Source organism: Humidesulfovibrio sp. (assembly GCF_030689645.1).
Taxonomy (GTDB): domain Bacteria; phylum Desulfobacterota; class Desulfovibrionia; order Desulfovibrionales; family Desulfovibrionaceae; genus Humidesulfovibrio.
Window position 1 is genome coordinate 86,399 of sequence record NZ_JAUYFU010000024.1, and the last position, 23,727, is coordinate 110,125.

The following is a 23,727-nucleotide window of genomic DNA, read 5'->3' on the forward strand; positions in this document are numbered from 1 at the left end:
GGGGCTGATCTTGGGGCCACGGCCAGAAATCAACCGCCCATCCAGTTGCTGTGAGAGGACCGTCGCACTGGCCGTGGCTCCCGTGCATTGAGCGAGGGGGTCTCGCGCTTGCAGCAGGGGAATCTTGCCACAAGGGGCCGACTGTAGCAAGTATTTTAAATTCGTGTTACTGTGCCCATGGGATTCAAAGTCCGGTCAGCAGCCAGTGCCATAGGGGCAGGGTGAGGAAGGACAGCGGGGTTCCCACGCTCACCAGGAGCGCAGCCAGCTTGGGGTCCAGGCCGTTGTCCGTGGCCAGGATGCCGCCGAGGACCATGGGCGGCATTGCCGCTTCGAAAACCGTCACCTGGGCCACGGGGCCCGTGTTGCCGAAGCCCCATGCCGCCACGCCGAGCATCAAGAGCGGCGCCAGCGCAAGCTTGTAGGCCAGACCCAGGGCCAGCGGCCTGATGGCCCCCCTGGGCGGACGCAGGGTCAGCCCCAGCCCTACAGCGAACAGTGAGAGCGGCACCAGGGTCATGCCGATGTGCCTGAGGCCGCCCAGCAGCCATTCTGGAAGCGACACGCCCCGCAAGACAAGGCCCAGCAACAGGGCTTGAAAGGGCGGGAAAGATATTACACGGCGCACGGATTGCCAGACTTGAGAAGCAGCGCTCCCACCGGGGCGTTCCAAGGGCGAAAAGCGCATGGCCAGAAGCACGCCGGGCAGGGCCAGCACCAGCGAGGTGCCGGGGCTGTCGCACAAGAACGCCACATAGACGAGCTCATGGCCGAAGAAGGCCTCGATCATGGGCAGGCCGATGAAAATGACATTGCTTAAGGCCGCTGTGAGCATGAGGCAGCCGAAGGTTTCGCGCGAGAAGCCGAAGATGCGCTGCGCCAGGCCGAAAAAGGCGAAGCCCCCGGCGAAGATAACCCAGGCCATGCTGGCGGGCAGGAGCATCTCGGCGGAGATGGGCATGGTCCGCGCGGCCAGAAAACATACGGCAGGGGTGGACAGCTGGATCACCACGCCGGAGATGGTCCGGTCCGCGCCTTCGGGCAGTCTGCCCAGGCGGCGCAGCAGAACGCCAAGCAGCAGGCAGCTGACCGCAACGAAGAGGCTGTCCACTAGGTTCGCGCCTTCACGAAGTCATAGGCGCCAACGCCCTGCACCAGCGCAAAGCGACACGGGCAAGCGCCAGCGTCCCCGTGCATGCGCACGGACTCTGCGCTCATCATTCGCCTTCCAGCATGATTTCGCCGCGCATGTAGAGGGCCGCGCGGCCCGCCATGCGCACCCTGTCGCCCTTGAGCTCGCAAAAGAGCCGCCCGCCGCGTTTCGAGGCTTGGCAGGCGTTGAGCTTCGTCTTGCCCAGGCGCGCCGCCCAGAAGGGCGTCAGCAGGCTGTGCGCCGAGCCTGTAACCGGATCTTCGGGAATGCCCACCTCCGGGCAGAACACGCGGGACACGAAATCGTATTCACCACCCGCCCGGCCTTGCGCGCTGGCGATGTTGCACACGTAGGGCAGGGTGTGGAAGGCCGCGTGGTCGGGCTGCATGGTGCGGATGACGTCCTCGTTTGCGAAGACGCAGAGCAGGTCGCGCCCGGCCCAGGCCTCCAGCGGTTCGGCCCCGAAGGCGCGAGTCATGGCCTGTGTCACCTCCACGCGCTCTGGCGGCCAGGAGGGGAAGTCCAGGGCCAGCATGTCGCCGTCCTTTTCAACGAACAGCGGACCACTTTTGGATTCAAAGCGGATTCTCGCGCCTGTGAAGCGCAACTCGTTGAACACCACCCAGGCTGAGGCCAAGGTGGCGTGTCCGCACAGGTCTATTTCGAAGGTTGGGGTGAACCAGCGCAGGTGATAGCAGCCCGGTTCGACGGGCACAAAGAACGCGGTCTCAGAGAGGTTGTTCTCCTCGGCGATGGCGGCGAGGGTTTCGTCCGGCAGCCATGATTCAAGGGGCACCACGGCTGCGGGGTTGCCGGAAAACACGCCTTCGGCAAAGGCGTCCACCTGATAGAGCTTATACGAGCGCTGCATGTGCGGCCTCCGGTGATTATCCAGCCTGGAACTTTGGCTTTTGTCGGAGCAATGGCCCTGGTTGCGCATCATCACCAGAATGCCCCGCCCTGGCAAGACCCTTGCGAGGGCGATTTCGCGGGACGGCTCCAATGGAGCTCTCGGCTTTTGTCACGCCATCCCTGCGCAAACGGCGGATTCCCAAGCGGGAACCGCTCAGAAATCCGCCGTCATATATGAGGGCCTGGGGGATTGAGTATTCCTGCGGCCTGCGGAGCATATTGTCTGAGCCGTTTCTTGCCTAGAACCCCTGCTTCATGAGGTCAGAGTCGCTGGTGGCGCTTCCTGTTGCAGCCGCGCCCACGTCGGTGGTGCCGGGCTGGCTGCCCTCCACAAAGGGCAGGAAGTAGCTTTCTGGTGCGGGTTGTCCCTTGGAGCCAACGGCCTGGCTGTTCTCCACCCTCGCCCAGACGATGCCTTCGGGCGGCAGGAAGTCGTCGGGCGGGTAGCGGTCCTCGATGACCTTGCGGTATTCGAGCCAGATGGGCAGGGCGGTGCGCCCGCCGGAGCCCTCGCGTCCCATGGATTGCAGCTGGTCGTAGCCGACGTATACGCCGGTGAGCAGATGCGGGGTGAAGCCGATAAACCAGGCGTCCTGCTCATTGTTGGTTGTGCCGGTCTTGCCTGCAAGGGGGCGGCCCAGAACTTTGGCCGCGCCGCCGGTACCCACGTTGATGACTTCCTTCAACATGGAGGCCATGAGGAAGGCGTTCTGCGGGCTGATGGCCTCGACGTATTCCGGCTCGGACTTGTACAGGGTTTCGCCCCAGGCGCTCTTGACGCTCAGGACCAGGCGGGGCTTCACGTAGCTGCCGCCGCGGGCGAAGGCCGTGTAGGCTTGGCAGAGGTTGGTCAGGGTGACGGCGGAGGATCCCAGCGCGATGGACAGGTTTTCGGGCATTTCGCTTTCGATGCCGAGGGCGCGCGCGCGTTCGATGACGGTGCGCACGCCGATTTTTTGGGCCACGCGGATGGTGACGAGGTTGCGTGACTTCGCCAGCGCGGTGGAGAGCAGCGTGGGGCCGTAGAAGATGTCCTCGTAGTTCTCCGGGCGCCAGATGGTTCCGGCCTCGGCGTTAGCGAAGACGATGGGCGCGTCCATTATCACGCTGGCCGGCGTGAAGCCGTGGTCCAGGGCGGCGCTGTAAACGACGGGCTTGAAGGACGAGCCCGGCTGACGCTTGGCCTGGGTGGCGCGGTTGAACTGGCTTTTTTCGAAGCTGAAGCCGCCCACCAGGGCAACCACCTCGCCGGTTTCCGGCATCATGGAGACCAGCGCCCCTTCGGGCCCGGCCTCGCGCTCCAGGTTGAGCACGAAGTGCCCGTTCCCCTTGGCTTCACGCACGGTGACCCAGACAACATCGCCCTTGCGCATGATGCGCGAGGGATCGCCGGGCACTGGGGCCGCGTCGCCGGTGACGCTTTTTTTCGCGTTGCGGCACCACATGGTGCTGCTGGCCGGAATTTCTCCGGTGTTCTGGCCAAAGCGAACCGTGGCCTTGTCCTTGGCGGAGTCCACCACCAGGGCACGCATCCAGGTGCCGGGCTTGATGGCTTCGCCGGTGCGGCCCTCGTCCAGAAAGCGGTTGTATTCCTCGGGCTTCAGGCGCGCTGCCGGACCTTCCCAGCCCTTGCGCTTGGCCACATCGGCCAGGCCACGGCGCATGGCGTTGTCGGCTGCGATCTGGTGCGGAATCTCACAGGCGGTTTCAACGGTGAGGCCGCCCTGGTAGACTTCGTCCTCGCCGTATTTGTCGATGAGGAAGCGGCGCACTTCTTCAAGGTAGTAGGCGCCTACCTTCCAGGAGTGGTCCTCCATGCTCTTGTACACCAGCTTCTGATTCAGCGCCTGGGTGAACTGGGCCTGGGTTATCCAGCCCTGGGAGAGCATCTGCTCCAGCACGTATTTCTGGCGGGACTTGGCGGCCTCCGGGTCGGAGAGCGGGTTGTAGCGGCTGGGGGCCTGGGGCAGGCCAGCCAGAATGGCGGACTCGGCCAGGGTCAGGTCCTTCACGTGCTTGCCGAAGAACTCCCGTGCGGCGGCTTCAACGCCATACGCCCTGGAGCCCAGGAAAATCTGGTTCAGGTAGATGGTGAGGATCTCGTCCTTGGTGAGGTAGTTTTCGAGCCGGTAGGCCAGCACGGCCTCTTTGATCTTGCGCTCGAAACTTTTCTCGGGCGAGAGCAGGAGGCGCTTGACCACTTGCTGGGTTATGGTGCTGCCGCCCTGCTTGATGCCGCCAGCCTTGAGGTTCATGAGCGAGGCGCGGAAAATGGCCCAGGGGTCGATGCCGTCATGTTTGTAGAAACCGGAGTCCTCCGCCGCCAGGAAGGCCTTGGGCAGAAAGGCTGGCATGTCCTGAAGGCGCACCAGGAAGCGTTTTTCCTTGTAGAAATAGCCAAGCACTCGGCCCTCGCGCGAGAGAACCGTGGTCACCAGGGGCGGCTTGTAGTCCGTGATGTTGCGGAAGCCCGGCAGGTCGCGGGAGAAAAACCAGAAGGCCAGGGCTGCGCACAGCACAGCTCCTGCGGGCACGGCGAGGATGGTCCAGATAATCTTGCGCTTGAACCTGCGGCTCCATCTCATGGACGATACCCTTTTGGTGGCGGTCTTTTTTGCATTTTTCTTCGGCATTTAACGTTGCTCCGGCAGGCCCCAGGCTCTGCGCAGTTCCCGGTATGTGCGGCGGATGTCCGCGCTTGTCATGTTGAGTCGTCTCATAAGCCCAGCCCCGCCGCCGCCTGCTTCTCGTTGGGCTTGGCAGTTGCTTGACTCGAAATACAGTTCCCGCCCATGTCGGAGCCAGAAGGGATACAGCAGGCAGTAGTAGGGGCGCGATTGTCGCGGCAACCCGCAGCCCGCGCTTCCCAGCAGTTCGCAGGATCCCTGCGGGGTTATTGCCAGCCGGTCGTGCGAGCCGTCTGGAGGGAACAGGCTGTTGATGCAGTCCGCTTCATTCGGGAACAGGCGGTTGAGGTTATCCAGGAAAGGCTGCGTGTTGTGTTGGCGAAAGAAGTGTTCCGGCTTTGCCCCTGCTTTTTCCATGACGGCGCGCTCGTCGGCCGACAGCGGGAAGCAGTATTCTTCCTGTCCGGGCACCAGGGTGCAGCAGCTTCCGTTTTGTTCGCCGCAACGGGCGCATACATCTGAATCGGAACCGGCGTCTGTGTCCATGGGCTACTCCGGCGCAAAGCGCACCCGGCCCTTCCCCAGCAGGTCGTGCACATGCACCAGACCCACCAGAAAGCCGTTTTCGTCCAAAACCGGCAAGACGGTAATCTGCCGGGCCTCCATGAGGTCGAGCACCTGGGCCGCGCTGGACGTGACCGTCACGCTGCGCGGATCTCTGGTCATTACCTCGGCCGCCGGGCGAACCGGGTCGAAGCCGCTTTTGCAGAGCATGCGCCGCACGTCGCCATCGGTGAGCACGCCGGTGAGCCTTCCGTCCGCGTCCGTCAGCGCCGCGAGGCCGAAGCCCCCGGTGTTGAGCGCGGCCAGAGCCTCAGTCAGCGGCGCCGAATCGCGAGTTACAGGCAGGTTCTTCGTGTGCATGAGGCTGGCGATCTTCTGTGACAGGCGCGCGCCCAGCGCCCCGGCGGGATGCACGCGCTTGAAGTCCTTTGTGCCGAAATCCTTGATGCGCATGAGGCAGACGGCCAGCGCGTCGCCCACGGCGAGAGCCGCTGTGGTGCTTGCCGTGGGGGCCAGGTTCATGGGGCAGGCCTCGCGCGGAACGCGCACCTCGATGACCACGTCGGCCAGGCGCGCAAGGGTGGAGTCGGCCCCGGAGGTGAGGCCCACGATGACCGCGCCGAGGCTCTTGAGCGCTGGCAGAAGCGTGTTCAGCTCGTCGGTTTCGCCGCTATTCGACAGGGCCAGCACCACGTCGCCGGGGCGGATCATGCCCAGGTCGCCGTGGGCGCCCTCAACCGGGTGCAGGAAGAATGAGGCTGTGCCCGTGCTGGACAAAGTGGCCGCGATCTTGCGTCCCACCAGGCCGGACTTGCCGATGCCGGAAACCACCACGCGGCCAGTGCAGGCAGCCAGGCGTTCAAGAGCTTCCTCGAAGCCGCCGTTCAGCTGGTTGCGAACTGCGGCAAGGCCTTCGATCTCGATGTCGAGCACCTCGCGCGCCAGTTCCAGCCAGCCGCCGGGCGGGGGGGTGCCGTTGTGTTCGCCGCGGCTCATGGCTGGCCTCCCTTGTGTGGTCTGGTCAATCTCGCCGCCCGCAGAACCGTGCACGGATCGCCTTTCCAAGACACCCTGGCGCTATCCCGTGACCTTGCTCTCATTTTCTAGGCACATCTTGCCCTGATGGTTGCAGGGCTCGATGGGATAGTTCCCGTCGAAGCAGGCCAGGCAGTGGGCGTTCTTTTCGTTCACGGAATCGAGCAGGCCCGGTATGGACAGGTAGTGCAGGCTGTCCAGTCCGATGAACCGGGCGATGTCGTTCACCGGAGTGGTGGCTGCGATGAGTTCGCCCTTGCTCGAGAAGTCGATGCCGTAGAAGCAGGGGAAGCGGATGGCAGGGCAGGACACGCGCATGTGGATCTCGCGTGCGCCGAGCTCGCGCAGTTTTTTTACGCGGGTGCGGATGGTGGTCCCGCGCACGATGGAGTCCTCGACGATGAGGATGCGCTTGCCTTCGATCATGCTGCGCACGGGGTTCAGCTTCACGCGCACGCTGAAGTTGCGCATGTCCTGGCTGGGCTGGATGAAGGTGCGGCCAACATAGTGGTTGCGGATCATTGCCAGCTCCAGCGGCAGGCCCGAGGCTTGGGAATAGCCCACGGCGGCGTAGTTGCCGGAGTCTGGGAAGGGCATGACGAAGTCCGCGTCCACCGGGGCCTCTTTGGCCAGGGTCGCGCCCATGGTCTTGCGGCGTTCGTACACACCCTCGTCAAAGACCATGGAGTCGGGCCGGGCGAAGTAGATGAGCTCGAAAATGCACTGGCGTTTCGGGGCCTTTTCCAGCAGGCGATGGCTGGATAGGCGTCCGCCCTCCACCACGAGCATCTCGCCGGGCTCCACCTGGCGGATGTACTCGGCCTCGATGAGGTCAAAGGCGCAGGTTTCGGAGGCGAAGACGTAGTTGTCGTTCAGCCGTCCCAGCACAAGCGGGCGCACTCCGTGGGGGTCGCGCACGGCGATGAGCTTGTTGTTGGCCATGATGAGCAGCGAGTAAGCGCCCCTGACCCTTGCGCACGCCTTGAGGATGGCCTCTTCGATGGTGCTGCCGTTCAGGTATTTGGCGATGAGGTGCACGAACACTTCCGTGTCCATGGTGGTCTGAAAGATGGAGCCCTGGCTTTCCAGTTCGTTGCGCAGCTCAAGGGTGTTCACCAGGTTGCCGTTGTGGCCGACTGCGATATGCCAATCCTTGAAGCGAACCAGGAAGGGCTGGGCGTTTCTGATGAGCGACACGCCGGTGGTGGAGTAGCGGATATGTCCCAGGGCGATCTGGCCCTTGAGCTCTTTGCCCAGGTGCCGCTCGTTGAACACGTCGTGCACCAGGCCCATGCCCCGGTGCTCGCGTATGGCGCCGCCGTCCCAGGTGACGATGCCGGCCGATTCCTGCCCGCGGTGCTGCAGGGCGTAGAGTCCGAAATAGGCCATGCGCGCGGCCTCCTGATGGCCATAAATGCCGAAGAGACCGCAATACTCGCGTTTCATGGTGTGTCCTTGAGTTTTTGTCCGGGCCGGGGAACAACGCCTCGCGCACCGGGAGCGGTCAATCCGCTCCCGGCCGCCCGGCCCCTGGCGCAAAAGCGCCTGGAGCTAATCGCCGTAATAGTCCTGCAAGCACCGCACCGAAAGCCCATGGCCGCGCTCTTCGCGGATGGCCTGGGCCATTGCGGCCGCGCCGGACACCGTGGTGGTGTAAGGCACGCCGTACAGCAGCGTGGTCTGCCGGATTTCTTTAGAATCGTTCACCGTCCTCTTGCCGGAGGGCGTGTTGACCACAAGGGCGATCTTTTTGTTCTTGATGAGGTCCACGATGTTGGGGCGGCCCTCGTTGACCTTGAGCACCCGCTCAACCGTGACGCCCTTGCTGGCGAGGTGGTCCGCAGTGCCGCCCGTGGCCACGATCTTGAAGCCCAGGTCCTCAAAGGCCTTGGCCACCGGGGTGATGCCCACCTTGTCGCGGTCGTTGACGGACAAAAACACCGTGCCTTCTTCCGGCAGGCGCTGGCCCGCTGCCAGCTGCCCCTTCATGAAGGCCAGGCCGAAGCTCACGTCGATGCCCATGACCTCGCCGGTGGAGCGCATTTCAGGTCCGAGGAGGATATCCACTCCGGGGAAGCGGTTGAAGGGGAACACGGATTCCTTGACGGAAACGTGTCCGCTCTTGCGCATGTCCCATGGCTTGAGATCCCTAATTTTCTCGCCCAGCATGACGCGGGTGGCCAGCTTGGCCAGGGGCACGCCCGTGGCTTTGCTGACAAAGGGCACAGTGCGCGAGGCGCGCGGGTTCACCTCAAGGATGAACACCTCGCCGTCCTTGATGGCGAACTGGATGTTCATGAGGCCGATGACCCCGAGCTCCTTGGCGAGCTCCTTGGTCTGACGTTCTATCTCGGCCACCAGCTCCGGGGCGATGGTGTGCGGGGGCAGCACGCAGGCCGAGTCGCCGGAGTGAATGCCGGCCTCCTCGATGTGCTCCATGATGCCGCCGATGTAAGTGTCTTCGCCGTCGGAAAGGGCGTCCGCGTCCACCTCGATGGCGTTCTCAAGGAACTTGTCGATGAGGATGGGATGCTCGGGCGAGATGACGGTCGCCTTGCGGAAGTAGTTGTTGAACTCTTCGTCGTCGTACACGATCTCCATGCCGCGCCCGCCCAGAACGTACGAGGGGCGCAGCACCAGGGGGTAGCCCAGGCCGTCCTTGATCTCGCTGGCCTGGGTGAGGGTCATGGCCGTGCCGCTGGCAGGCTGCTTCAGGTGCAGCTTGCGGATGAGCGCGCAGAACAGTTCGCGGTCCTCGGCGCGGTCGATGCTTTCCGGCGGGGTGCCAAGCAAGGTCACGCCGGCTTTCTTGAGCGCCACGGCCAGATTCAGCGGGGTCTGGCCGCCGAACTGCACGATGACGCCGAGGGGCTTCTCGAACTCCACGATGTTCAGCACGTCTTCATAGGTCACGGGCTCGAAGTACAGGCGGTCCGATGTGTCATAGTCCGTGCTCACGGTCTCCGGGTTGGAGTTGACCATGATGGACTGGATTCCCATTTCTTTGAGCGCGAAGGACGAGTGGCAGCAGCAGTAGTCGAACTCGATGCCCTGGCCGATGCGGTTGGGGCCGCCGCCAAGAATCACCACCTTCTTCAGGTCCTTGCACTCGATCTCGCGGCCTGTCTCGTAGGTGGAGTAGTAGTAGGGCGTGTAGGCCTCAAACTCGGCCGCGCAGGTGTCCACCAGGTAGTAGGTGGGTGCGATGCCGAGGCTCTTGCGCAGGGCGCGCAGGCCGTCCTCGCTCATTTTCCAGAGCACGGAGAGCTGCTTGTCGGAGTAGCCGTACTCCTTGGCACGCTTCAGGAGCGGAGCCAGGGCCGGGTTCGCGGCCGAGATCTCATCGCTCAAGCCGAAAGCCGACAGCTCTTCCTCCATGATCAGGATGTCGCGGATCTGGCGCAGGAACCAGGGGTCGATGAAGGACGCCTGGTGAATCTCCTCGTTGGTGAAGCCGCAGCGCATGGCGTTTCTGATGGCGAAGAGCCGCGCGGAATTGGGCTTGCGCATGAGGCGCAAAAGCTCATCGCGGTCGATGCCGCAGGTCTCGAACTTCTTGCCCAGGCCAGGCATGCCCACTTCCAGGGAGCGCAGGCCTTTCTGCAGGGCTTCCTTGAAGGTGCGGCCAATGGCCATGGTCTCGCCCACGCTCTTCATGGAGGTGGTGAGGTAGTCCTCGCTGCCGGGGAACTTCTCAAAGGTGAAGCGCGGAATCTTGATGACGCAGTAGTCGATGGACGGCTCGAAGCTGGCCATGGTCTCCCGCGTGATGTCGTTGGGGATCTCGTCGAGGGTATAGCCCACGGCCAGCTTGGCCGCGATCTTGGCGATGGGGAAGCCCGTGGCCTTGGAAGCCAGCGCCGAGGAGCGCTACACGCGGGGGTTCATCTCCACGATGATCATTTCGCCGTCGGCTGGGTTGATGGCGAACTGCACGTTGGAGCCGCCGGTCTCCACGCCGATCTCGCGCATGATGGCCAGGGCCGCGTCGCGCATCTTCTGATATTCGTCGTCGGTGAGGGTCTGGCTGGGGGCCACGGTGATGGAGTCGCCCGTGTGCACGCCCATGGCGTCCACGTTCTCGATGGAGCAGATGATGACGCAGTTGTCTTTCTTGTCGCGCATCACCTCAAGCTCGAATTCCTTCCAGCCCAGCACGCTCTGCTCGATCATGATCTCGCTTTTCATGCTGGCGGCCAGACCCTGGGCGGAGATGGACTCCAGGTCTTCCATATTGTAGGCCACGCCGCCGCCGGTGCCGCCCATTGTGAAGGCCGGGCGGATGATGAGCGGGAAGGGCTGGGTGCGGCCAATCTCGCGCACCTCGTCCATGGTGCGGGCGATGCCGCTCTGGGGCACCTTGAGGCCGATCTTGGCCATGGCGGCGCGGAAGAGTTCGCGGCTTTCGGCCTTTTCGATGACCGGCACCGAGGCGCCGATGAGCTCAACACCGTATTTCTCCAGCACGCCCATTTTGGCGAGTTCGAGGGCGGTGTTCAGCGCGGTCTGGCCGCCGAGGGTCGGCAGCAGGGCGTCTGGGCGTTCCTTCTCGATGATCTTGGCCACAGTGCCTGGTTCGATGGGCTCGATATAGGTACGGTCGGCAAGCTCCGGGTCGGTCATGATGGTGGCCGGATTGGAGTTGACCAGAATGACTTCGTAACCTTCTTCTTTGAGGGCCTTCAAGGCCTGGGTGCCGGAGTAGTCGAACTCGCAGGCCTGACCGATGACGATGGGGCCGGAGCCGATGAGCATGATCTTTTTGATGTCTGTGCGCTTGGGCATTTTTCCGCCGCTTGGGTGAAAGGTTTCTGCCGTCCCTTGAAACGGGAGAGTTCTACTCGATAAGCACCCGTCAGGCAAGAGGCAAGGAGTTTGCCCCCCCGGAGGAAGGGCCGGACCGCGTTGACAATCGGTGTTTGGTTAATTATATTTATTGTATTGGTCATAAAAGTTGTCCAAGGAGCGTTCCATGATTCGCTCAAAAGCCGTGCTTCGACTTTTGTTCACGCTGTGCCTGCCCCTTTTCCTCGCATCATGCGCTTCGCAAAAGACTGCCAGCATTGCTGCGGCGCAGCAGGAGGTGCAGTTTCTTGATTCTGGCAGCTTTGACCGCAAACTTTCGTCCGCCCTGTCGGCAGATCAGCCGCAGGTGACGGTGGTATTCCCAGCCGCAATAACGTTGAACAACATACCAGAACGTCTGGATAAGTGGCTTGGCAAGGTGGAGAAGTTCGGTGGCACGGTGGAGATTCAGGCCGAGCCTGAGGCCAGCCGGGGGCTCATCTCCGAGATTTTTGGCCTGTTCATCAAGGCCTACGACGCCATCGAAGAAGCGGTGATTTATTCGTCCGCCAAGCATTACAACGTAATGATCTACTATAAGGCCCAGACCGGCCTCGTCACCCGGGTCTGCTTCGTGCGGAAGCCTGCCGGACTGAAGCCAGCGGAATCAAGCTCTGCCGTTTCTGCGCCAGAGCCTGCACCAGAGCCTGCGCCGGAGAAATAACGGCACCACCCTAAAGGCTTGGCTGCGCGGGGTCGATGAGACAGGCAAGAGCTAGACCTCTTGAAAAACATACCCTTGGTTCAAGGCCGCTGGCGGAAGATGGGCTTCCGTTGGCGGCCTTGGGCTTTTTCGGGTTCTGCCGAATGCCCTTTTGTCTCTCTAAGGGGCGGCCGGGTGGACTAATCCCTTCGACCACTGGGGCCGCTGCTCCGCAATTTCGTCCGCATCGCCAGCAGGCCCGCCGCGCCACAGAGCAGAGCCGCCGTGAACAGGGTCCAGAACAGGCTTTCGGGGTCGCCGTTGGCTGCTGCGGCCAGGAGCACCACTGGGGCTAGCGCTCCGCGCACAGCGGCTCGTGCCCACGGGCGTTCGCGTATGGCTTCGGCCACGGGCGGACTCAGGCTGTAGTACGTCTCCACAAAACCGCGCCCCAGGCTGGACTGCAGAAGCACAGTGTCGCGGAAGCGGCGCAGGGTGGCCACATGCTCGTCCCATGGTTCGCCGTAGGCCGCGGTTGCGATGAAACAGTCGGCAGGGCTGCCATGGTAGGCCATGCTTTGGGCCAGGCTGCCCTGGCGGATGAGGTAGCCTTTCCAGATCCCGCCGAAGCTTGAGTCGCGCGCGGAGATGGGGATGGTGTCCAGGTCGCCGGAAAGGTCGCAGGTGAAGTCGTAATAGCCGGTGCCGAAGAGCCCCATGCTGAAGGACCAGCGGAAGGTCAGGGTCTTTCCGGTGATCTTGATGTCGGTCACCGTGGCCTGGTTGGCCCCGCCGCCGCTTCCAGCCAGGGTCTCGCCGTTCAGTACAAAGGTGATGGTGTTGACGAAACCGGTGATGGCCTTGTCCTGCTGTGTCCAGTAAAAGGTGCCTACCAGCCTGCCCTTCAGATCAACCTTGCGCGCCAGTTCGCGCGCGTACTCGCTCTGCTCGCGCTCCGGGACCAGGGTGCGGTAATCGTCCAAGGCCTTCTTTGCCTGGTCCAGCTCGTTCGTCTTGGCGGCTGCCGTGGCCATGGCCAGTTGCACCAGGGCCTTGTCCGCGCCTTCCTCCAAGGCCCGGTTGAGCTGGTAGGAACTGTCCGTCTGCCGCCCTTCGATGCCGAGCATCAAGCCCCGCGCGACGCGTGTTCCCGGCGTGGTGAGACCGGACTCCTCCACACGCCGCACGTGATACTTGGCGTCGGCCTCGCGCCGGGTGAGCAGGTAGGAGATGGCAAGACCTGCGCGGGCGTCGGCGTCATCGGGGTGCGCCTGCACGGCGTTCTCAAAATATTTCTGGGCCTCGCTGACGCCATCGCGGGCCAGGAGCGGGAAGTAGGCCGCGTTGGCGGCCCGGGTCGCCTTGGACTGCTGCGCTGTCGGGCTGGTCGGTGCCGGTGGGGGCGGCTGCTTGGGTCGGGCGGCCATGGCCAACTGCTTGGCCTGGGTCAGCCTTTCGCGCTCGGCCTCCAGACGCTCCTTTTCGGCTTGCAGGGATTGGAGCTGCACCAGTTCCAGCTTTTCGCGCTTCAGGCGCTCTGCTTCCTCGGCCATGCGCTTCTTCTCAGCCTTGATGTCCAGCGGCTGCGCCACCGGTGCTGGAGCCGGTGCTGATGCCTGCGGCTGGGCGGTGGCAGGGGCGGCTGGTGGCGGCGCCTGCGCTGCCTGACCCTCACCGGAGAGATAGAAATAGCCGGTAAGCGAGCTGGACTCCCAAGGCACCTGTTTTTTGCCAGTCTCGGCCACCACGCCCATGCGCACGCGCATGAACACGTCGGTGATGGGCAGACCCGGAGTGCGCATGGTTTGCAGCAGGTGCTTGGTGTAGATGCCGTTTTCTCCCGTTCCGTCGCTGGCCACGGAGCCTGGCGCCGTGGCGTAGGCGATGAGCGAGCCCGTGGGTGCGCGCATCTCGGCCAAGCCGCGCTCCGCGCTGCGGAAGCCTCTGCTGAAGGGATTGTTGCGGCAGGCGTCGAGGATGACGATGTTGAGCGCGTTGCCCGCATCCTCCATCTTGCCCAGCACCCTTCCAGCGTCCACGCACTCGAAGCGCACGTCGCTCTCGGTCTGGATTTTGGCGTCCACGGGCACGAGGTAGTTGCTGCCCTGCACCTGCAGGCCGTGCCCGGCGAAGTAGAACAGGCCTACGCCGCCGCCACGCAGATCCATGCCGAACTGGCGGACGGCCTCCTCCATGTCCTTTTGGCCTGCGTCCACCTTGAGGGTCACGCTGAAGCCCAGGGATTTGAGCAGAGTCGCCATGTCGCGGGCGTCTTTGGCGGGGTTCTTGAGCGGGGCGCTTTTATACGCGCTGTTGCCGATGACCAGGGCGATTCGTTGTTCACCACCGGCTAGTGCGTGGCGCGAAAGACAGGACAGAGCCAGGATGCAAATCAGCAGTGCGCGGAACACGCGGCATCGCATGGCAGCCTCCTGTCTCGAAATACTTATTTTTGAATGTTAGCAAAGCTGCAAGCAAATGCAAGTGTGGATGAGGTCCTTTCGCTCTGTGCAGGGGTTGCGCTCCGTGCCTTGGCTACTGCACGACCCATACGGCGCAGTTGCGCGCGTTGTGAATCAGCTTTGTGGACACGCTGCCGAACAGGAACTCCTCGCCCTTGGTGAGGCCGCGGCGGCCCACAACCAAGGTGCCGTAGTCGCCCTCCTGTTGTATTTCGAGGATGGTTTGGGCGATGCTGGGCTCCGCGCTGCACAAAACCGTGCGCTCCACCACGGCTTCCCCCGGCAGGCCTGCGGCCAGAAGTATGACGCGCGCGTCCTTGAGGAAGTCGAACACGCGGTCATGCTCCAGCCTGCACTGGCTCAGCCAGGCGTCCTCGCTGTCGAAGCGGTCGCGGCCAGGGGCGCGCTCGATGTAGAGCAGGGTCACGCGGACTCCAGAGGCCGTGCCGAGCAATTCCGCAGTGTAGTGCACCGCGCGCCGGGCATTGTCCGAAGCGTCCACCGCGATGAGGATGTTCTTGAAGTCCATGGGGCCTCCTTGGGTGTTGTTGGGCTCAGGCCCGACGCAGCAGGGGGATGCAGGGTTCAAGATCGGCCAGGAGTTCCGGCACGGTTTCGTAGTAGACCTCGGACGCGGAGGAATAGTGCATGAGCACCCGGTTCAGTTCCTCCGGCACATAGGGGAACAGCTTTTTCAGGTTTATGATGCGGTGGCGGAAGAATAGGGCGCAGTCGGCTTCGATGATGTTTGGCGCGTCGGGGTGGGCCAGGGCGCTGTCCTGTGTCGTGTGCACGCCCATGCCGGTGATGAAGGCCAGAATGTTGCCCAGTCCGAAGAGGTCCAGGCCGAAGGGGTTCTCGGTGGCGTCGTAACCGTAGTCGAAGTCGATCCAGCAATAGTCGCCGGTCTTGTGGTCCACATAGAGGTGGTCGCGGCGGATGTCTCCGTGGCTTTCCCCATTCTGGTGCAGAAAGTGGATGGCCCGGCAGGCTTCGATGTAGCGTTCCAGTATGCCGGGGTAGATCTCGTGGAAGTAGGTCCGGTGATCGACATGCAGATCCTCCACGTTCAGGTCCAGCCTGCGTCCGGCCACGCGCTCCAGCACCCGCACCAGATTGCCGCGTTCGTCGCGGTGTGTTTGGCCCTGCATGAAGCGTTTGTCGCCCGCAACCAAGCGCAGGATGCGCGCTTCCTTGGCGGCGCTGCGGTGGCAGGTGATGGTCAGCGGTCCGATGTGCTGGTCGAAGGTCTCCTGAAACTCCAGCTTCAGAATACGATATTGGCCGCTCTCCATCTCCACGCAGCGTTTGACCCAGAACTTGGGATCCTCCATGCCGAAGCGCCGTTCGCGCTCGTCTCCTAGCACAAGGTAGTGGCGGCCGCCCACAAAGATGACGTCTCCGTAGGTAATGCTCATGAACTCGGTCGTGTCGATGAACACGGTGCCGAAGCTTCGCACGCTTACCGGGGGATTGAAGCGCTCCATGAGGGCGCGCACTGATAAAGAAGCGGGCTTTGGAACTGGTTCGGGCATGATGCGCCTCCTGGTTCAGCCATAACACAGATTAGGCATTTCGCCACGCATGGTCAAGCAATGGGGCTTTTCGAAGCCCTTTTCCAAAAGCGGCGGGCCGCTTCTCCACATAATGCTGGAGAAGCGGCCCGTATTGTTTGTGGTTGCTGCTGCGCTATTTGCCGAAGGGACACTTGGGGAACACGCAGGTCTTGCAGCCCAGGCAGAAGCCGCCCTCGGCCATCTGCGCCAAATCCGCGCGCTTTATCTCCACTCCGGCCAGCACGCGCGGCAGCAGGATGTCGAAGCTGGTGGCCTTGTGGAAGAGCGCGCAGGCTGGCACGCCCATGACCTGCGCGCTGCCGGCCGGGCAGGCCAAGCGGCCCAGCAGTGTCATGGCGCCGGGCAGGATGGGCGCGCCGTAAAGCATGTCGGTCAGGCCAGCGGCGAGGAGCCCCTTGCGGGTCACATCGTCCGGGTCCACGGAAAGCCCTGCCGTGGTGACGATGAGGTTTGCCCCTGCGGCGAGCATCTTGCCAACGCTCTGGGCGATGCGTTCGGCGTCGTCAGGCACGATGTCCACGGACACCACCTGCGACCCCAGACGCTCCACCTTTTCGCGGATCACCGGCGCGAACTTGTCCTCGATGAGGCCCTGGAACACCTCGGTGCCTGTCACCAGCACGCCCACGCGCGCGGGTTTTATGGCCGCGATTGTGAACAGCGGGCCGCTCGCCAGAACGGCCTGCGTCTTGCGGAAGTTCTCGGTGGAGAGATAGAGCGGGATGGCCCGCGCCCCGGCGAACTCCTTGCCCGCTTCAACGAGCACGCCGTGATGGCGGCTGGCCGCCATGACATCCGGCACCAGATTGAAGGCCTCCAGGCGCTCGCGGTCCAGCAGCAGCACGCCGGTTGCGGTGGCGCGGAAGTTGATCTTCCCCTCGCGCGGCGTCTCGTCGTGGGCCACGTTTTCGCCCGCCATGAGCCTGGCGAAGCCAAGCGCGGCCTCGTTCTCATGGAGGTAGCCGTCGGGCGCGTCCTGCTCCAGGTACACATGGGCCCGGCCCATGTACTGCAAGCGGCACACGTCCCCGCCGGATATTGCGTGCCCTTTGCTGAATTCCACGCCCTTGCTTTCGCCAGGCACGATGCGCGTCATGTCATGCAGGGTCTTTTGCCCCACAGCCTCGGAAATAGGGACGGCGGTGAGCTGCGGGCCGGTGTCGACCTGGGGGCTAGCTTCCTCCCGGACCTGCCCGGGAACGCGGCAGCCCGCCTCGCCGTATGGGGCCTCGCCCTGGCAACCGCGACAGATTGCGCCGTCGCTGGGCGGATAGGCCTCCGTGCAGATGGGGCAGATGCCCACGCGGCCCATGCTCTTGTGTTTGCGGAAGCGCTCGTCCACCTGCACCGCGGTCATGGAGCAAAGGTTCTCGCCAGCTTCTTCAATTTGGCGGAACAACCGGTCAGTGTCCTGGTCGGCTTTTTTCTTGAGTTTGAGGAACCACCCGCGTATCTCATCATAGGGTTCCATCTTTTCCACGTCGAGCCAGACCCGCACGCCGACGCCTGTGTATTTGTCGTACAGCGACACAGCGTAGCGTCCCAGGTTCAGGACTTTCACCCAGCCGTTGCCCACGGTGCAAGGGGTCAGGATCTGCACGGCGTCGGGTAGGCATTTGGCCGTTTCCACCACAGCGTCGAAGAGGGTTCCTGTGGGCAGCTGGCGGCGGGCCAGCTCCACCATATACCCGCCGATGAGCAGGCCAGGGGCGGGGTAGCCGTGAAAGGCCGCAGCCTTGGCCTTGAATTCCTCAAAGGTGTACGGGCCTATGTTCATGTTTTTCCCCGCTGGATTTAGATAGTTATGCTGGAATTAACATAAGAGTTTCACCCCTATCGCGCAGGGGGATTCGGGTCAACTTTTTTAACGAAAATTGCCGCTGGATGCTTGACGTAAATACCCCATACCGGTATTGGGGTATCAACGCTAGTGAAAAGTGCGGCCGCCTGTGGTTTGGCCGCAAATAATGGGAACACAAACCCGGAGGAGACGACAATGAAGCGCAGCACCACTCTTTTCGCCGCCCTGATCCTGGCCCTGGCCGCCGTGAGCCTGGCTTTCGCCGCTGAGGGCAACGCCCGCAAGGGCAAGTACCTGTACCGCCAGAAGTGCCGCTCTTGCCACGGCGTGAGCGCATCCGACCTTTCCCCCAGCTCCAAGACCCAGGCCGAATGGAAGAAGGCCTTCGCCAAGCCCGAAGCAATCAAGTGCTACAAGGACTGGAAGGGCGTGACCCCGGAGGAGAAGAACGACATCTTCGCCTACCTGCACGACTTCGCCAAGGATTCCCCGTCTCCGGCCAAGTGCAACTAGATCTGCGCAATCAATGACCACGCCCGGCGGGAGCGGCCAGACCAGCTCTTCCGCCGGGCGGCAAGGGGAACACCTATGAGCAGCAATATTTCCCGCCGCGACTTCCTGCGCCTTGCCGGAATGGCCGCCACCGCCACGGCGGCCACAGCCGCCCAGGCGGCTTTGGCCCCGGAGGCCAGGGCGGCAGGGGCCGTCACGGCTCCGCAGTGGGAGTCGAAGTTCGGGGCCTGCGATATGTGCTTCAACCGCTGCGGGCTCATCGCCCGGGTTGAGCGCGGCGTCATCAAGAAGCTCGACCCCAACCCGAAGTTCACCAAGTCGCGCGGCATGCTCTGCGCGCGGGGAAACGCAGGCGTGGATCAGGTCTACGATCCCGAGCGGATAAAGACCCCCATGCTGCGGGTGGGCAACCGGGGCGAGGGCAAGTGGAAGGCCATAGGCTGGGACGAAGCTCTGGATCTCGCCGCTTCCAAGATGAAGGACATCGCCGCCAAGTACACCCGCTGCGGCATGCTTTTCAGCGCCGGGGCCGACACTCAGAGCCAGTTCGTGCACCGCTTCGCCGAGGCTTTCGGCTCCTACAACATCACCAGTCATGAGTCCCTGTGCCTGCTTTCCGGCAACCGGGCCTTTGTGGATACCTTCGGCGATGTGCCCCTGCCCGACGTGCGAAGCTCAAAGTACGTCATCCTGGCCGGGGCCAACCGCATGGAGGCCCTGGTGACGCCGGACAGCATGGACCTCATGACCATCATGCGCGAAGGCGCGAAGGTTGTGGTGCTGGACCCGCGCTACACCAAGAGCGCCGCTCTGGCCTCGGAATGGCACGCCATCAAGCCCGGCACGGACATGGCCTTCATGCTCGCCCTGGCCCATGTCATCATTACCGAGAAGCTGTACGACCCGAAGTTCGTGGCTGAGCGCACAAGCGGCCTGGACCAGCTCGCCGCCCACGTGGCGGAGATGACGCCCGCCTGGGCCGAGGCGGAAACCGGCATCCCGGCTGCGGACATCCTTCGCATGGCACGAGAGCTCGCTGCTGCCGCGCCTGCTGCCATGGTCTACCCAGGCCGCCGCAGCTCGGACTACGAGAACTCTACCCAGATCCGCCGCAGTTTCGCCATCGTCAACGCGCTCCTGGGCAACTGGGACCGACCGGGCGGACTGGTTCCGGCACGCCCGGCGGGCCTCAAGAAGGTGCCCTTTGAGCCGCCGTTCTACGACGACAATCCTCCGGGCCGCGTGGACGCCAAGAGTGTTCCCCTGCTGTTCGACGACGAGGGGTCTTTCGTCATTACCCGCGAGAATATCATCAAGGGCGCCCCCTATCCGCTGAAGGGCTGGTTTGTGTATAAGACCAACCCCATGGCCACGGCGCCGGATCGCAGGAAGACCCGCGAGATGATCGACAAGCTGGAGTTTATGGTGGTGGTGGATATCGCCATGAGCGACACGGCCTGGATGGCCGACCTGGTGCTGCCGGCGCCTAGCGCTTTGGAACGCCAGGACCCGGTGCAGGCGTTGCAGGCCGGAGCAGAAGGCGCATGCCTGGTCTGGCGCGATCCGGTTATTCCCGCGTTGCACCAGTCGCGGCCAGTCTTTGAGATTTTGAAGACTCTTTCGGTCAAGCTCGGCTTCCCCGAGGCCTTTGATTTTGACATTCCAAAGTACCGCGAGATGCAGCTGGCCGCCTTGCCAGAGGCTGCGGAGATCCTGAAGCGCGACGGCGTGTACTATCCACCTAATCCGCCCCTTGGCGGCACGGACGGCCAGCCCTTCAAGACACCCAGCACGAAGATCGAACTTTACAGCAACCGCTATGCGGACCTGGGTTTGGATCCCCTGCCCGTGTACGCTTCGCCCAAAGCTTCCCCGGATGCTGGCCGGAAGTTCCGGCTTGTGGCGGGCCGCAGCGCCTGCGTCACCCAGGCCAGCAGCACCAACAACGCGCTCTTGTCCGAGTTTGAGCCGGAGAACACCCTTTGGCTGAACGAGGAGAGCGCCAAGGAGCTTGGGGTGAAGCAGGGCGATGTGGTGCAGGTGGAAAGCCCGGCGGGCAAGGGTGAACTGAAGGCCCTGGTGACGCCGAAGATCCGCAAGGACACGGTGTATATGCTCTCCGGCTTCGGCACCATCTCCGGGAAGCTTTCGCACACCACGGGCGTGGGGGCCAGCATCGTCGAACTCATGGAGAGCCGCTTCGACGCCATCTGCGGAAACTCAGCAATCCACGAGACCTTTGTCAGCGTGAAGAAGAAGGGGGCCGCATGAACGCGAAGCTCGCCATGGTCATAGACTCGGCAAAGTGCATCGACTGCAAGGCCTGCGTGGCCGCCTGCAAACAGGCCAACGGCGTGTCGCGCGGGGTGTGGCGCAACTGGATCAAGGAGGCCGTGCCGCCCGTTGAGAATGGGAAGCTGGGCCGTGGGCACTTTCAGCCCGGCGCCTGCATGCATTGCGACGAGCCCTCCTGCGTTATTGCCTGCCCCACCGGAGCAACCTTTAAGGACAAGGCCGACGGTTCGGTGGTCATCGATCCCAAGCTGTGCATCGGCTGCGGCAACTGCATCCCCTCCTGCCCCTACGGCGCGCGCTTCCGCGACCCGGTGCGGCGCATCGCGGACAAGTGCACCTACTGCCCGGAGCGCCGGGCTGCCGGACTGCCCCCCGCGTGCGTGGACACCTGCCCCACCAAGGCCCGCGTCTTCGGCGACATCAGCGATCCGAACAGCGATGCCGCCAAGCTGCTTGCAGCCAACCAGGGCAAGGTGGTGCGCGTCATCGCCAAGCAAAACGACACCAAACCCAACATGTACTACATCGCCAGCACCGCGCCGGACGGCTGGGCGGTGAAGCCGGTGAACCCCTTGAGCTTTGACGCCCTTTCGCAGGTGGTGGCCCCGCTGGTGAAGTACGCCGTGGGACTCTCGGGCCTGGGCGTGCTGGCCATGCTGGGCCGGCAGCTTTTGGTCGGCCAGAAGCCGGATGTCGGCACGCCGCACGAAGGCCCGGAAAAGGACAAGAAGGAGGACGGCCATGACGCCCGCTAACAACGAAATCAAGCGCCACGACCCCTCGGACATCCGCATCCACTGGTTCAACGCGGCCTGCTGGCTGGTGCTCCTGGTCAGCGGTCTGGGGCTCATCAAGAACGACAAGCTGAACCCCCTGGGCGCTTGGCTGCCCGATGTCCTACGGGCTCTTTTTGGCGGCGGCAGCGCAGGCGGTGCTGTGCTTCTGGTGCTCCACGAGGTGGTCGGGGTGGTCTGGCTGGTGGGCATCGTCATTTACATGGGCGTCAACGCTGGCGGAACGCGGTTCTTCCTGCGCGAGATCTTCAGCCTGCGCCCCGGCGATTTCACCTGGATGGTCCGCAAGATGCTGCGCATGACCGTCGGGGGAGGCGGCGAGCTGCCCCCCCAGGGCTACTACAACATGGGCCAGAAGGCCTTTGCCCAGGCGTCCGTCCTGGGGGGCATAGCCATCGGCGCAACCGGCATGATCCTGCTGGCCTCGGACAAGATTCTGCCCGCCTCTGTCGTGTGGCTTGTGGGCTGGGCCGTGACCCTGCACTACTTGGCCGTGGGTCTCGTGTTCGCGGGCCTGCTGGTGCACATTTACATGGCGGCCATCTCGCCGGAGGAGAAGCCCGGCTTCCGCTCCATGTTCACGGGCACCGTGCCGCGTGACTACGCCCGCCATCACCACGGCCTCTGGGTGGATGCGCTGGACAAGGGCGAGCCCGGCGCAAAGTGATCGGCAATAGCGGGTACGGCGGGAATCCACCGGCCCGAGAGTCTGCAAACCCTCGAACGTAAGGAGACTGACATGAGACACGGCAAGCGACTGTTGCAGGTATTTATGCTGGCCCTGCTCACCCTGGCCTTCGCGGTCCAGGCCCAGGCCGCCAACCCGGACTATTTCTACAAGAACCTCGTAGACATCAATTACGTGAAGCCCCTGGTCAAGGTGCCGAACCCCGAGGGCGTGAAGCTCATCGACTCGCGCCCGTACCAGGGCAAGTACATCCAGGGCTACATCCCCACGGCCATCAGCCTGCCGGACAGCGAGTTCGAGAAGAAGGCCGCCGAGCTTCTGCCCAAGGACAAGAACGTCACCCTGGTGTTCTACTGCGAAGGCCCGGAGTGCAAGCTTTCCCACAACTCCGCGCGCAAGGCGGAGAAGCTTGGCTATAAGAACGTGAAGGTTTACCCCGGCGGCTACCCGGAGTGGGTGAAGGCTGGCAACTATCCGGCCATCGGCGTGGAGAACGTGAAGGAGATGCTGACCAAGGGCGAAACCTTCCTGCTCGTGGATTCCCGTCCGCTGGTGAAGTTCCTTGAGGGCAGCATCCCCTCCGCCGTCAGCATCCCGGACTCCGGCTTCGAAAAGAAGACCGGCCTGCTGCCTGTCGACAAGTCCACTCAGCTGGTGTTCTTCTGCGGCGGCTACGAGTGCCCCCTGAGCCACTCCAGCGCCAGGAAGGCCATGGCCCTCGGTTACTCCAACGTGAAGGTCTGTGAGGCTGGCGAACCTGCCTGGGCCAAGCTGTACGGCGCATCGGGCGGCGGTTTGAAGGTGCAGACAGGCGGCGTTGAAGGCGCCATCAGCGTGGAGCAGTTCAAGAAGATCCTGGCCGAGAAGCCGGACAGCATCCAACTCATCGACGTGCGCGACGCCGACGAGTTCGCTGCGGGCCATTCCCCCAGCGCCGTGAACATCCCGGTGAATGAGCTTGAGAAGAAGCTGCCCGGCATGAAGTTCGACAAGCCCGTGGTGTTCGTCTGCGCCACCGGCTCCCGCAGCGGCGAGGCCTATTACATGACTCGCGACCTGCGCAAGGATGTGAAGGACGTGTTCTACCTTGAGGCCACCACCAAGTGGTCCAAGGACGGCACCTGCACCATCACCGACAACAAGAAGAAGTAGCCGAAATGCCGCGGGTCGGGGGCGAATGTCTCCGGCCCGCGTGTCCTGACTGATTTTCGACGGCGGATTTCATGCCCTGCCTAACGGGTATTTCCGATTGAAGTTGTCGGGAATTTCGGGTAGCAAAAAAGCCCTGTGCAGCTTTGGGCGTTTGGCCCGCTTGCGGAGGCTTTTCTTGCCAAGTTCTGGTTTCAATGACATGCCGATTTCTGGCGGTGGCCTTTGCACCCCGGATACCCCGTGCCGGCAGGGGGCGTGTTGCGCTGGCGTTGCGCTGGCGGGGCAGCCGGACAGGAATTCTGGCGGGTCTTTTGTACAAGCATCTCAGGAGGCGGTCATGGCCAAGGAAGTGAAGGATCAGGAAGCCCTCAAGAAAGACGTCATGGCCCGCATGAAGCGCATTGAGGGGCAGGTGCGCGGCATTCAGCGCATGATCGACGAGGGCAAGGAGTGCGAGGACATTCTGGTGCAGGTGCGGGCGGTGCGTTCGGCCCTGCGGTCTGCCACCACCCAGATCATGCGCCGCTATCTGCTGCGTTGCAACGAGCAGGCCGCCCAGAGCGGCGATCCCAACGCCCAGTACGAGAAGCTCATGAAGCTCGTGTCGAATTTCATCGACGGTTAATTTTGCCCGCCTGACACCTTGCCCGGCCATGCGCTTCCGCT

The 23,727-nt window shown here is 63.3% G+C and carries 17 protein-coding genes and 1 pseudogene; 7 read left to right on the forward strand and 11 right to left on the reverse strand.

Annotated features, from left to right (window positions below):
- Positions 1 to 184: 184 nt before the first annotated feature.
- From Q8O35_RS03785 to carB, 7 genes and pseudogenes are all read right to left on the reverse strand, one after another.
- Positions 185 to 1,111, reverse strand: a complete 927-nt coding sequence (locus Q8O35_RS03785) for an AEC family transporter (protein WP_305570762.1) — start codon at positions 1,109 to 1,111, stop codon at positions 185 to 187.
- A gap of 106 nt (positions 1,112 to 1,217) precedes the next feature.
- A complete protein-coding gene (locus Q8O35_RS03790) occupies positions 1,218 to 2,024 on the reverse strand; it encodes a PhzF family phenazine biosynthesis protein (RefSeq protein WP_305570764.1) in 807 nt (268 codons plus the stop codon).
- Between the two features lie 280 nt (positions 2,025 to 2,304).
- Entirely contained in the window at positions 2,305 to 4,650 is a 2,346-nt protein-coding gene (locus Q8O35_RS03795; RefSeq protein WP_371133092.1) for a penicillin-binding protein 1A, read from the reverse strand.
- A 48-nt stretch (positions 4,651 to 4,698) separates the two neighbouring features.
- Positions 4,699 to 5,238: a zinc/iron-chelating domain-containing protein gene (locus Q8O35_RS03800; RefSeq protein ID WP_305570768.1), complete on the reverse strand. Its 540-nt coding sequence runs from the start codon at positions 5,236 to 5,238 to the stop codon at positions 4,699 to 4,701.
- A 3-nt stretch (positions 5,239 to 5,241) separates the two neighbouring features.
- The gene (locus Q8O35_RS03805; RefSeq protein ID WP_305570771.1) at positions 5,242 to 6,252 is read right to left on the reverse strand and encodes an SIS domain-containing protein; all 1,011 of its coding nucleotides are present in this window, start codon (positions 6,250 to 6,252) and stop codon (positions 5,242 to 5,244) included.
- An 81-nt stretch (positions 6,253 to 6,333) separates the two neighbouring features.
- The gene (gene purF / locus Q8O35_RS03810) at positions 6,334 to 7,737 is read right to left on the reverse strand and encodes an amidophosphoribosyltransferase (RefSeq protein WP_305570773.1); all 1,404 of its coding nucleotides are present in this window, start codon (positions 7,735 to 7,737) and stop codon (positions 6,334 to 6,336) included.
- 105 nt (positions 7,738 to 7,842) lie between these two features.
- Positions 7,843 to 11,076, reverse strand: a pseudogene (gene carB / locus Q8O35_RS03815) (carbamoyl-phosphate synthase large subunit).
- A gap of 187 nt (positions 11,077 to 11,263) precedes the next feature.
- On the opposite strand from carB, the gene Q8O35_RS03820 reads away from it, so the two are divergent.
- Positions 11,264 to 11,800, forward strand: a complete 537-nt coding sequence (locus Q8O35_RS03820) for a hypothetical protein (RefSeq protein WP_305570775.1) — start codon at positions 11,264 to 11,266, stop codon at positions 11,798 to 11,800.
- 179 nt (positions 11,801 to 11,979) lie between these two features.
- Here the strand turns inward: Q8O35_RS03820 and Q8O35_RS03825 are convergent, their stop codons facing one another.
- The 4 genes from Q8O35_RS03825 to Q8O35_RS03840 all read right to left on the reverse strand — a co-directional run bounded on the left by Q8O35_RS03825 (position 11,980) and on the right by Q8O35_RS03840 (position 17,595).
- Positions 11,980 to 14,202, reverse strand: coding sequence for a caspase family protein (locus Q8O35_RS03825; protein ID WP_305570777.1), 2,223 nt, complete (start codon positions 14,200 to 14,202; stop codon positions 11,980 to 11,982).
- Between the two features lie 112 nt (positions 14,203 to 14,314).
- Positions 14,315 to 14,770: a universal stress protein gene (locus Q8O35_RS03830; protein ID WP_305570779.1), complete on the reverse strand. Its 456-nt coding sequence runs from the start codon at positions 14,768 to 14,770 to the stop codon at positions 14,315 to 14,317.
- A 25-nt stretch (positions 14,771 to 14,795) separates the two neighbouring features.
- Positions 14,796 to 15,776, reverse strand: a complete 981-nt coding sequence (locus tag Q8O35_RS03835) for a serine/threonine protein kinase (RefSeq protein ID WP_305570781.1) — start codon at positions 15,774 to 15,776, stop codon at positions 14,796 to 14,798.
- A gap of 154 nt (positions 15,777 to 15,930) precedes the next feature.
- Positions 15,931 to 17,595, reverse strand: a complete 1,665-nt coding sequence (locus Q8O35_RS03840) for an FmdE family protein (RefSeq protein WP_305570783.1) — start codon at positions 17,593 to 17,595, stop codon at positions 15,931 to 15,933.
- Between the two features lie 219 nt (positions 17,596 to 17,814).
- On the opposite strand from Q8O35_RS03840, the gene Q8O35_RS03845 reads away from it, so the two are divergent.
- The 6 genes from Q8O35_RS03845 (at position 17,815) to Q8O35_RS03870 (ending at position 23,686) form a co-directional block, all read left to right on the forward strand.
- Positions 17,815 to 18,132, forward strand: coding sequence for a cytochrome c (locus Q8O35_RS03845; RefSeq protein ID WP_305570785.1), 318 nt, complete (start codon positions 17,815 to 17,817; stop codon positions 18,130 to 18,132).
- 75 nt (positions 18,133 to 18,207) lie between these two features.
- On the forward strand, positions 18,208 to 20,403 hold the full coding sequence (locus tag Q8O35_RS03850; RefSeq protein WP_305570787.1) for a molybdopterin-dependent oxidoreductase: 2,196 nt from the start codon (positions 18,208 to 18,210) through the stop codon (positions 20,401 to 20,403).
- Positions 20,400 to 21,182, forward strand: coding sequence for a 4Fe-4S dicluster domain-containing protein (locus Q8O35_RS03855; protein ID WP_305570789.1), 783 nt, complete (start codon positions 20,400 to 20,402; stop codon positions 21,180 to 21,182). The genes Q8O35_RS03850 and Q8O35_RS03855 overlap by 4 nt, the downstream gene beginning before the upstream one ends.
- A complete protein-coding gene (locus Q8O35_RS03860; RefSeq protein WP_305570791.1) occupies positions 21,169 to 21,888 on the forward strand; it encodes a formate dehydrogenase subunit gamma in 720 nt (239 codons plus the stop codon). Before Q8O35_RS03855 ends, Q8O35_RS03860 begins: the two co-directional genes overlap by 14 nt.
- Positions 21,889 to 21,960: 72 nt before the next feature.
- Positions 21,961 to 23,061: a rhodanese-like domain-containing protein gene (locus Q8O35_RS03865; protein WP_305570793.1), complete on the forward strand. Its 1,101-nt coding sequence runs from the start codon at positions 21,961 to 21,963 to the stop codon at positions 23,059 to 23,061.
- A 337-nt stretch (positions 23,062 to 23,398) separates the two neighbouring features.
- On the forward strand, positions 23,399 to 23,686 hold the full coding sequence (locus Q8O35_RS03870) for a metal-sensitive transcriptional regulator (RefSeq protein ID WP_305570795.1): 288 nt from the start codon (positions 23,399 to 23,401) through the stop codon (positions 23,684 to 23,686).
- Positions 23,687 to 23,727: the final 41 nt, after the last annotated feature.

What these genes read in the sequence shown, in the direction of transcription:
- Q8O35_RS03865 (WP_305570793.1), top strand. Translation starts at nt 21,961, where the DNA reads ATGAGACACGGCAAGCGACTGTTGCAGGTATTTATGCTGGCCCTGCTC.
- Q8O35_RS03800 (WP_305570768.1), bottom strand. Translation starts at nt 5,238, where the DNA reads ATGGACACAGACGCCGGTTCCGATTCAGATGTATGCGCCCGTTGCGGC.
- Q8O35_RS03805 (WP_305570771.1), bottom strand. Translation starts at nt 6,252, where the DNA reads ATGAGCCGCGGCGAACACAACGGCACCCCCCCGCCCGGCGGCTGGCTG.
- Q8O35_RS03795 (WP_371133092.1), bottom strand. Translation starts at nt 4,650, where the DNA reads ATGAGATGGAGCCGCAGGTTCAAGCGCAAGATTATCTGGACCATCCTC.
- Q8O35_RS03850 (WP_305570787.1), top strand. Translation starts at nt 18,208, where the DNA reads ATGAGCAGCAATATTTCCCGCCGCGACTTCCTGCGCCTTGCCGGAATG.
- Q8O35_RS03825 (WP_305570777.1), bottom strand. Translation starts at nt 14,202, where the DNA reads ATGCGATGCCGCGTGTTCCGCGCACTGCTGATTTGCATCCTGGCTCTG.
- purF (WP_305570773.1), bottom strand. Translation starts at nt 7,737, where the DNA reads ATGAAACGCGAGTATTGCGGTCTCTTCGGCATTTATGGCCATCAGGAG.
- Q8O35_RS03835 (WP_305570781.1), bottom strand. Translation starts at nt 15,776, where the DNA reads ATGCCCGAACCAGTTCCAAAGCCCGCTTCTTTATCAGTGCGCGCCCTC.
- Q8O35_RS03790 (WP_305570764.1), bottom strand. Translation starts at nt 2,024, where the DNA reads ATGCAGCGCTCGTATAAGCTCTATCAGGTGGACGCCTTTGCCGAAGGC.
- Q8O35_RS03820 (WP_305570775.1), top strand. Translation starts at nt 11,264, where the DNA reads ATGATTCGCTCAAAAGCCGTGCTTCGACTTTTGTTCACGCTGTGCCTG.
- Q8O35_RS03870 (WP_305570795.1), top strand. Translation starts at nt 23,399, where the DNA reads ATGGCCAAGGAAGTGAAGGATCAGGAAGCCCTCAAGAAAGACGTCATG.
- Q8O35_RS03860 (WP_305570791.1), top strand. Translation starts at nt 21,169, where the DNA reads ATGACGCCCGCTAACAACGAAATCAAGCGCCACGACCCCTCGGACATC.
- Q8O35_RS03840 (WP_305570783.1), bottom strand. Translation starts at nt 17,595, where the DNA reads ATGAACATAGGCCCGTACACCTTTGAGGAATTCAAGGCCAAGGCTGCG.
- Q8O35_RS03830 (WP_305570779.1), bottom strand. Translation starts at nt 14,770, where the DNA reads ATGGACTTCAAGAACATCCTCATCGCGGTGGACGCTTCGGACAATGCC.
- Q8O35_RS03855 (WP_305570789.1), top strand. Translation starts at nt 20,400, where the DNA reads ATGAACGCGAAGCTCGCCATGGTCATAGACTCGGCAAAGTGCATCGAC.
- Q8O35_RS03845 (WP_305570785.1), top strand. Translation starts at nt 17,815, where the DNA reads ATGAAGCGCAGCACCACTCTTTTCGCCGCCCTGATCCTGGCCCTGGCC.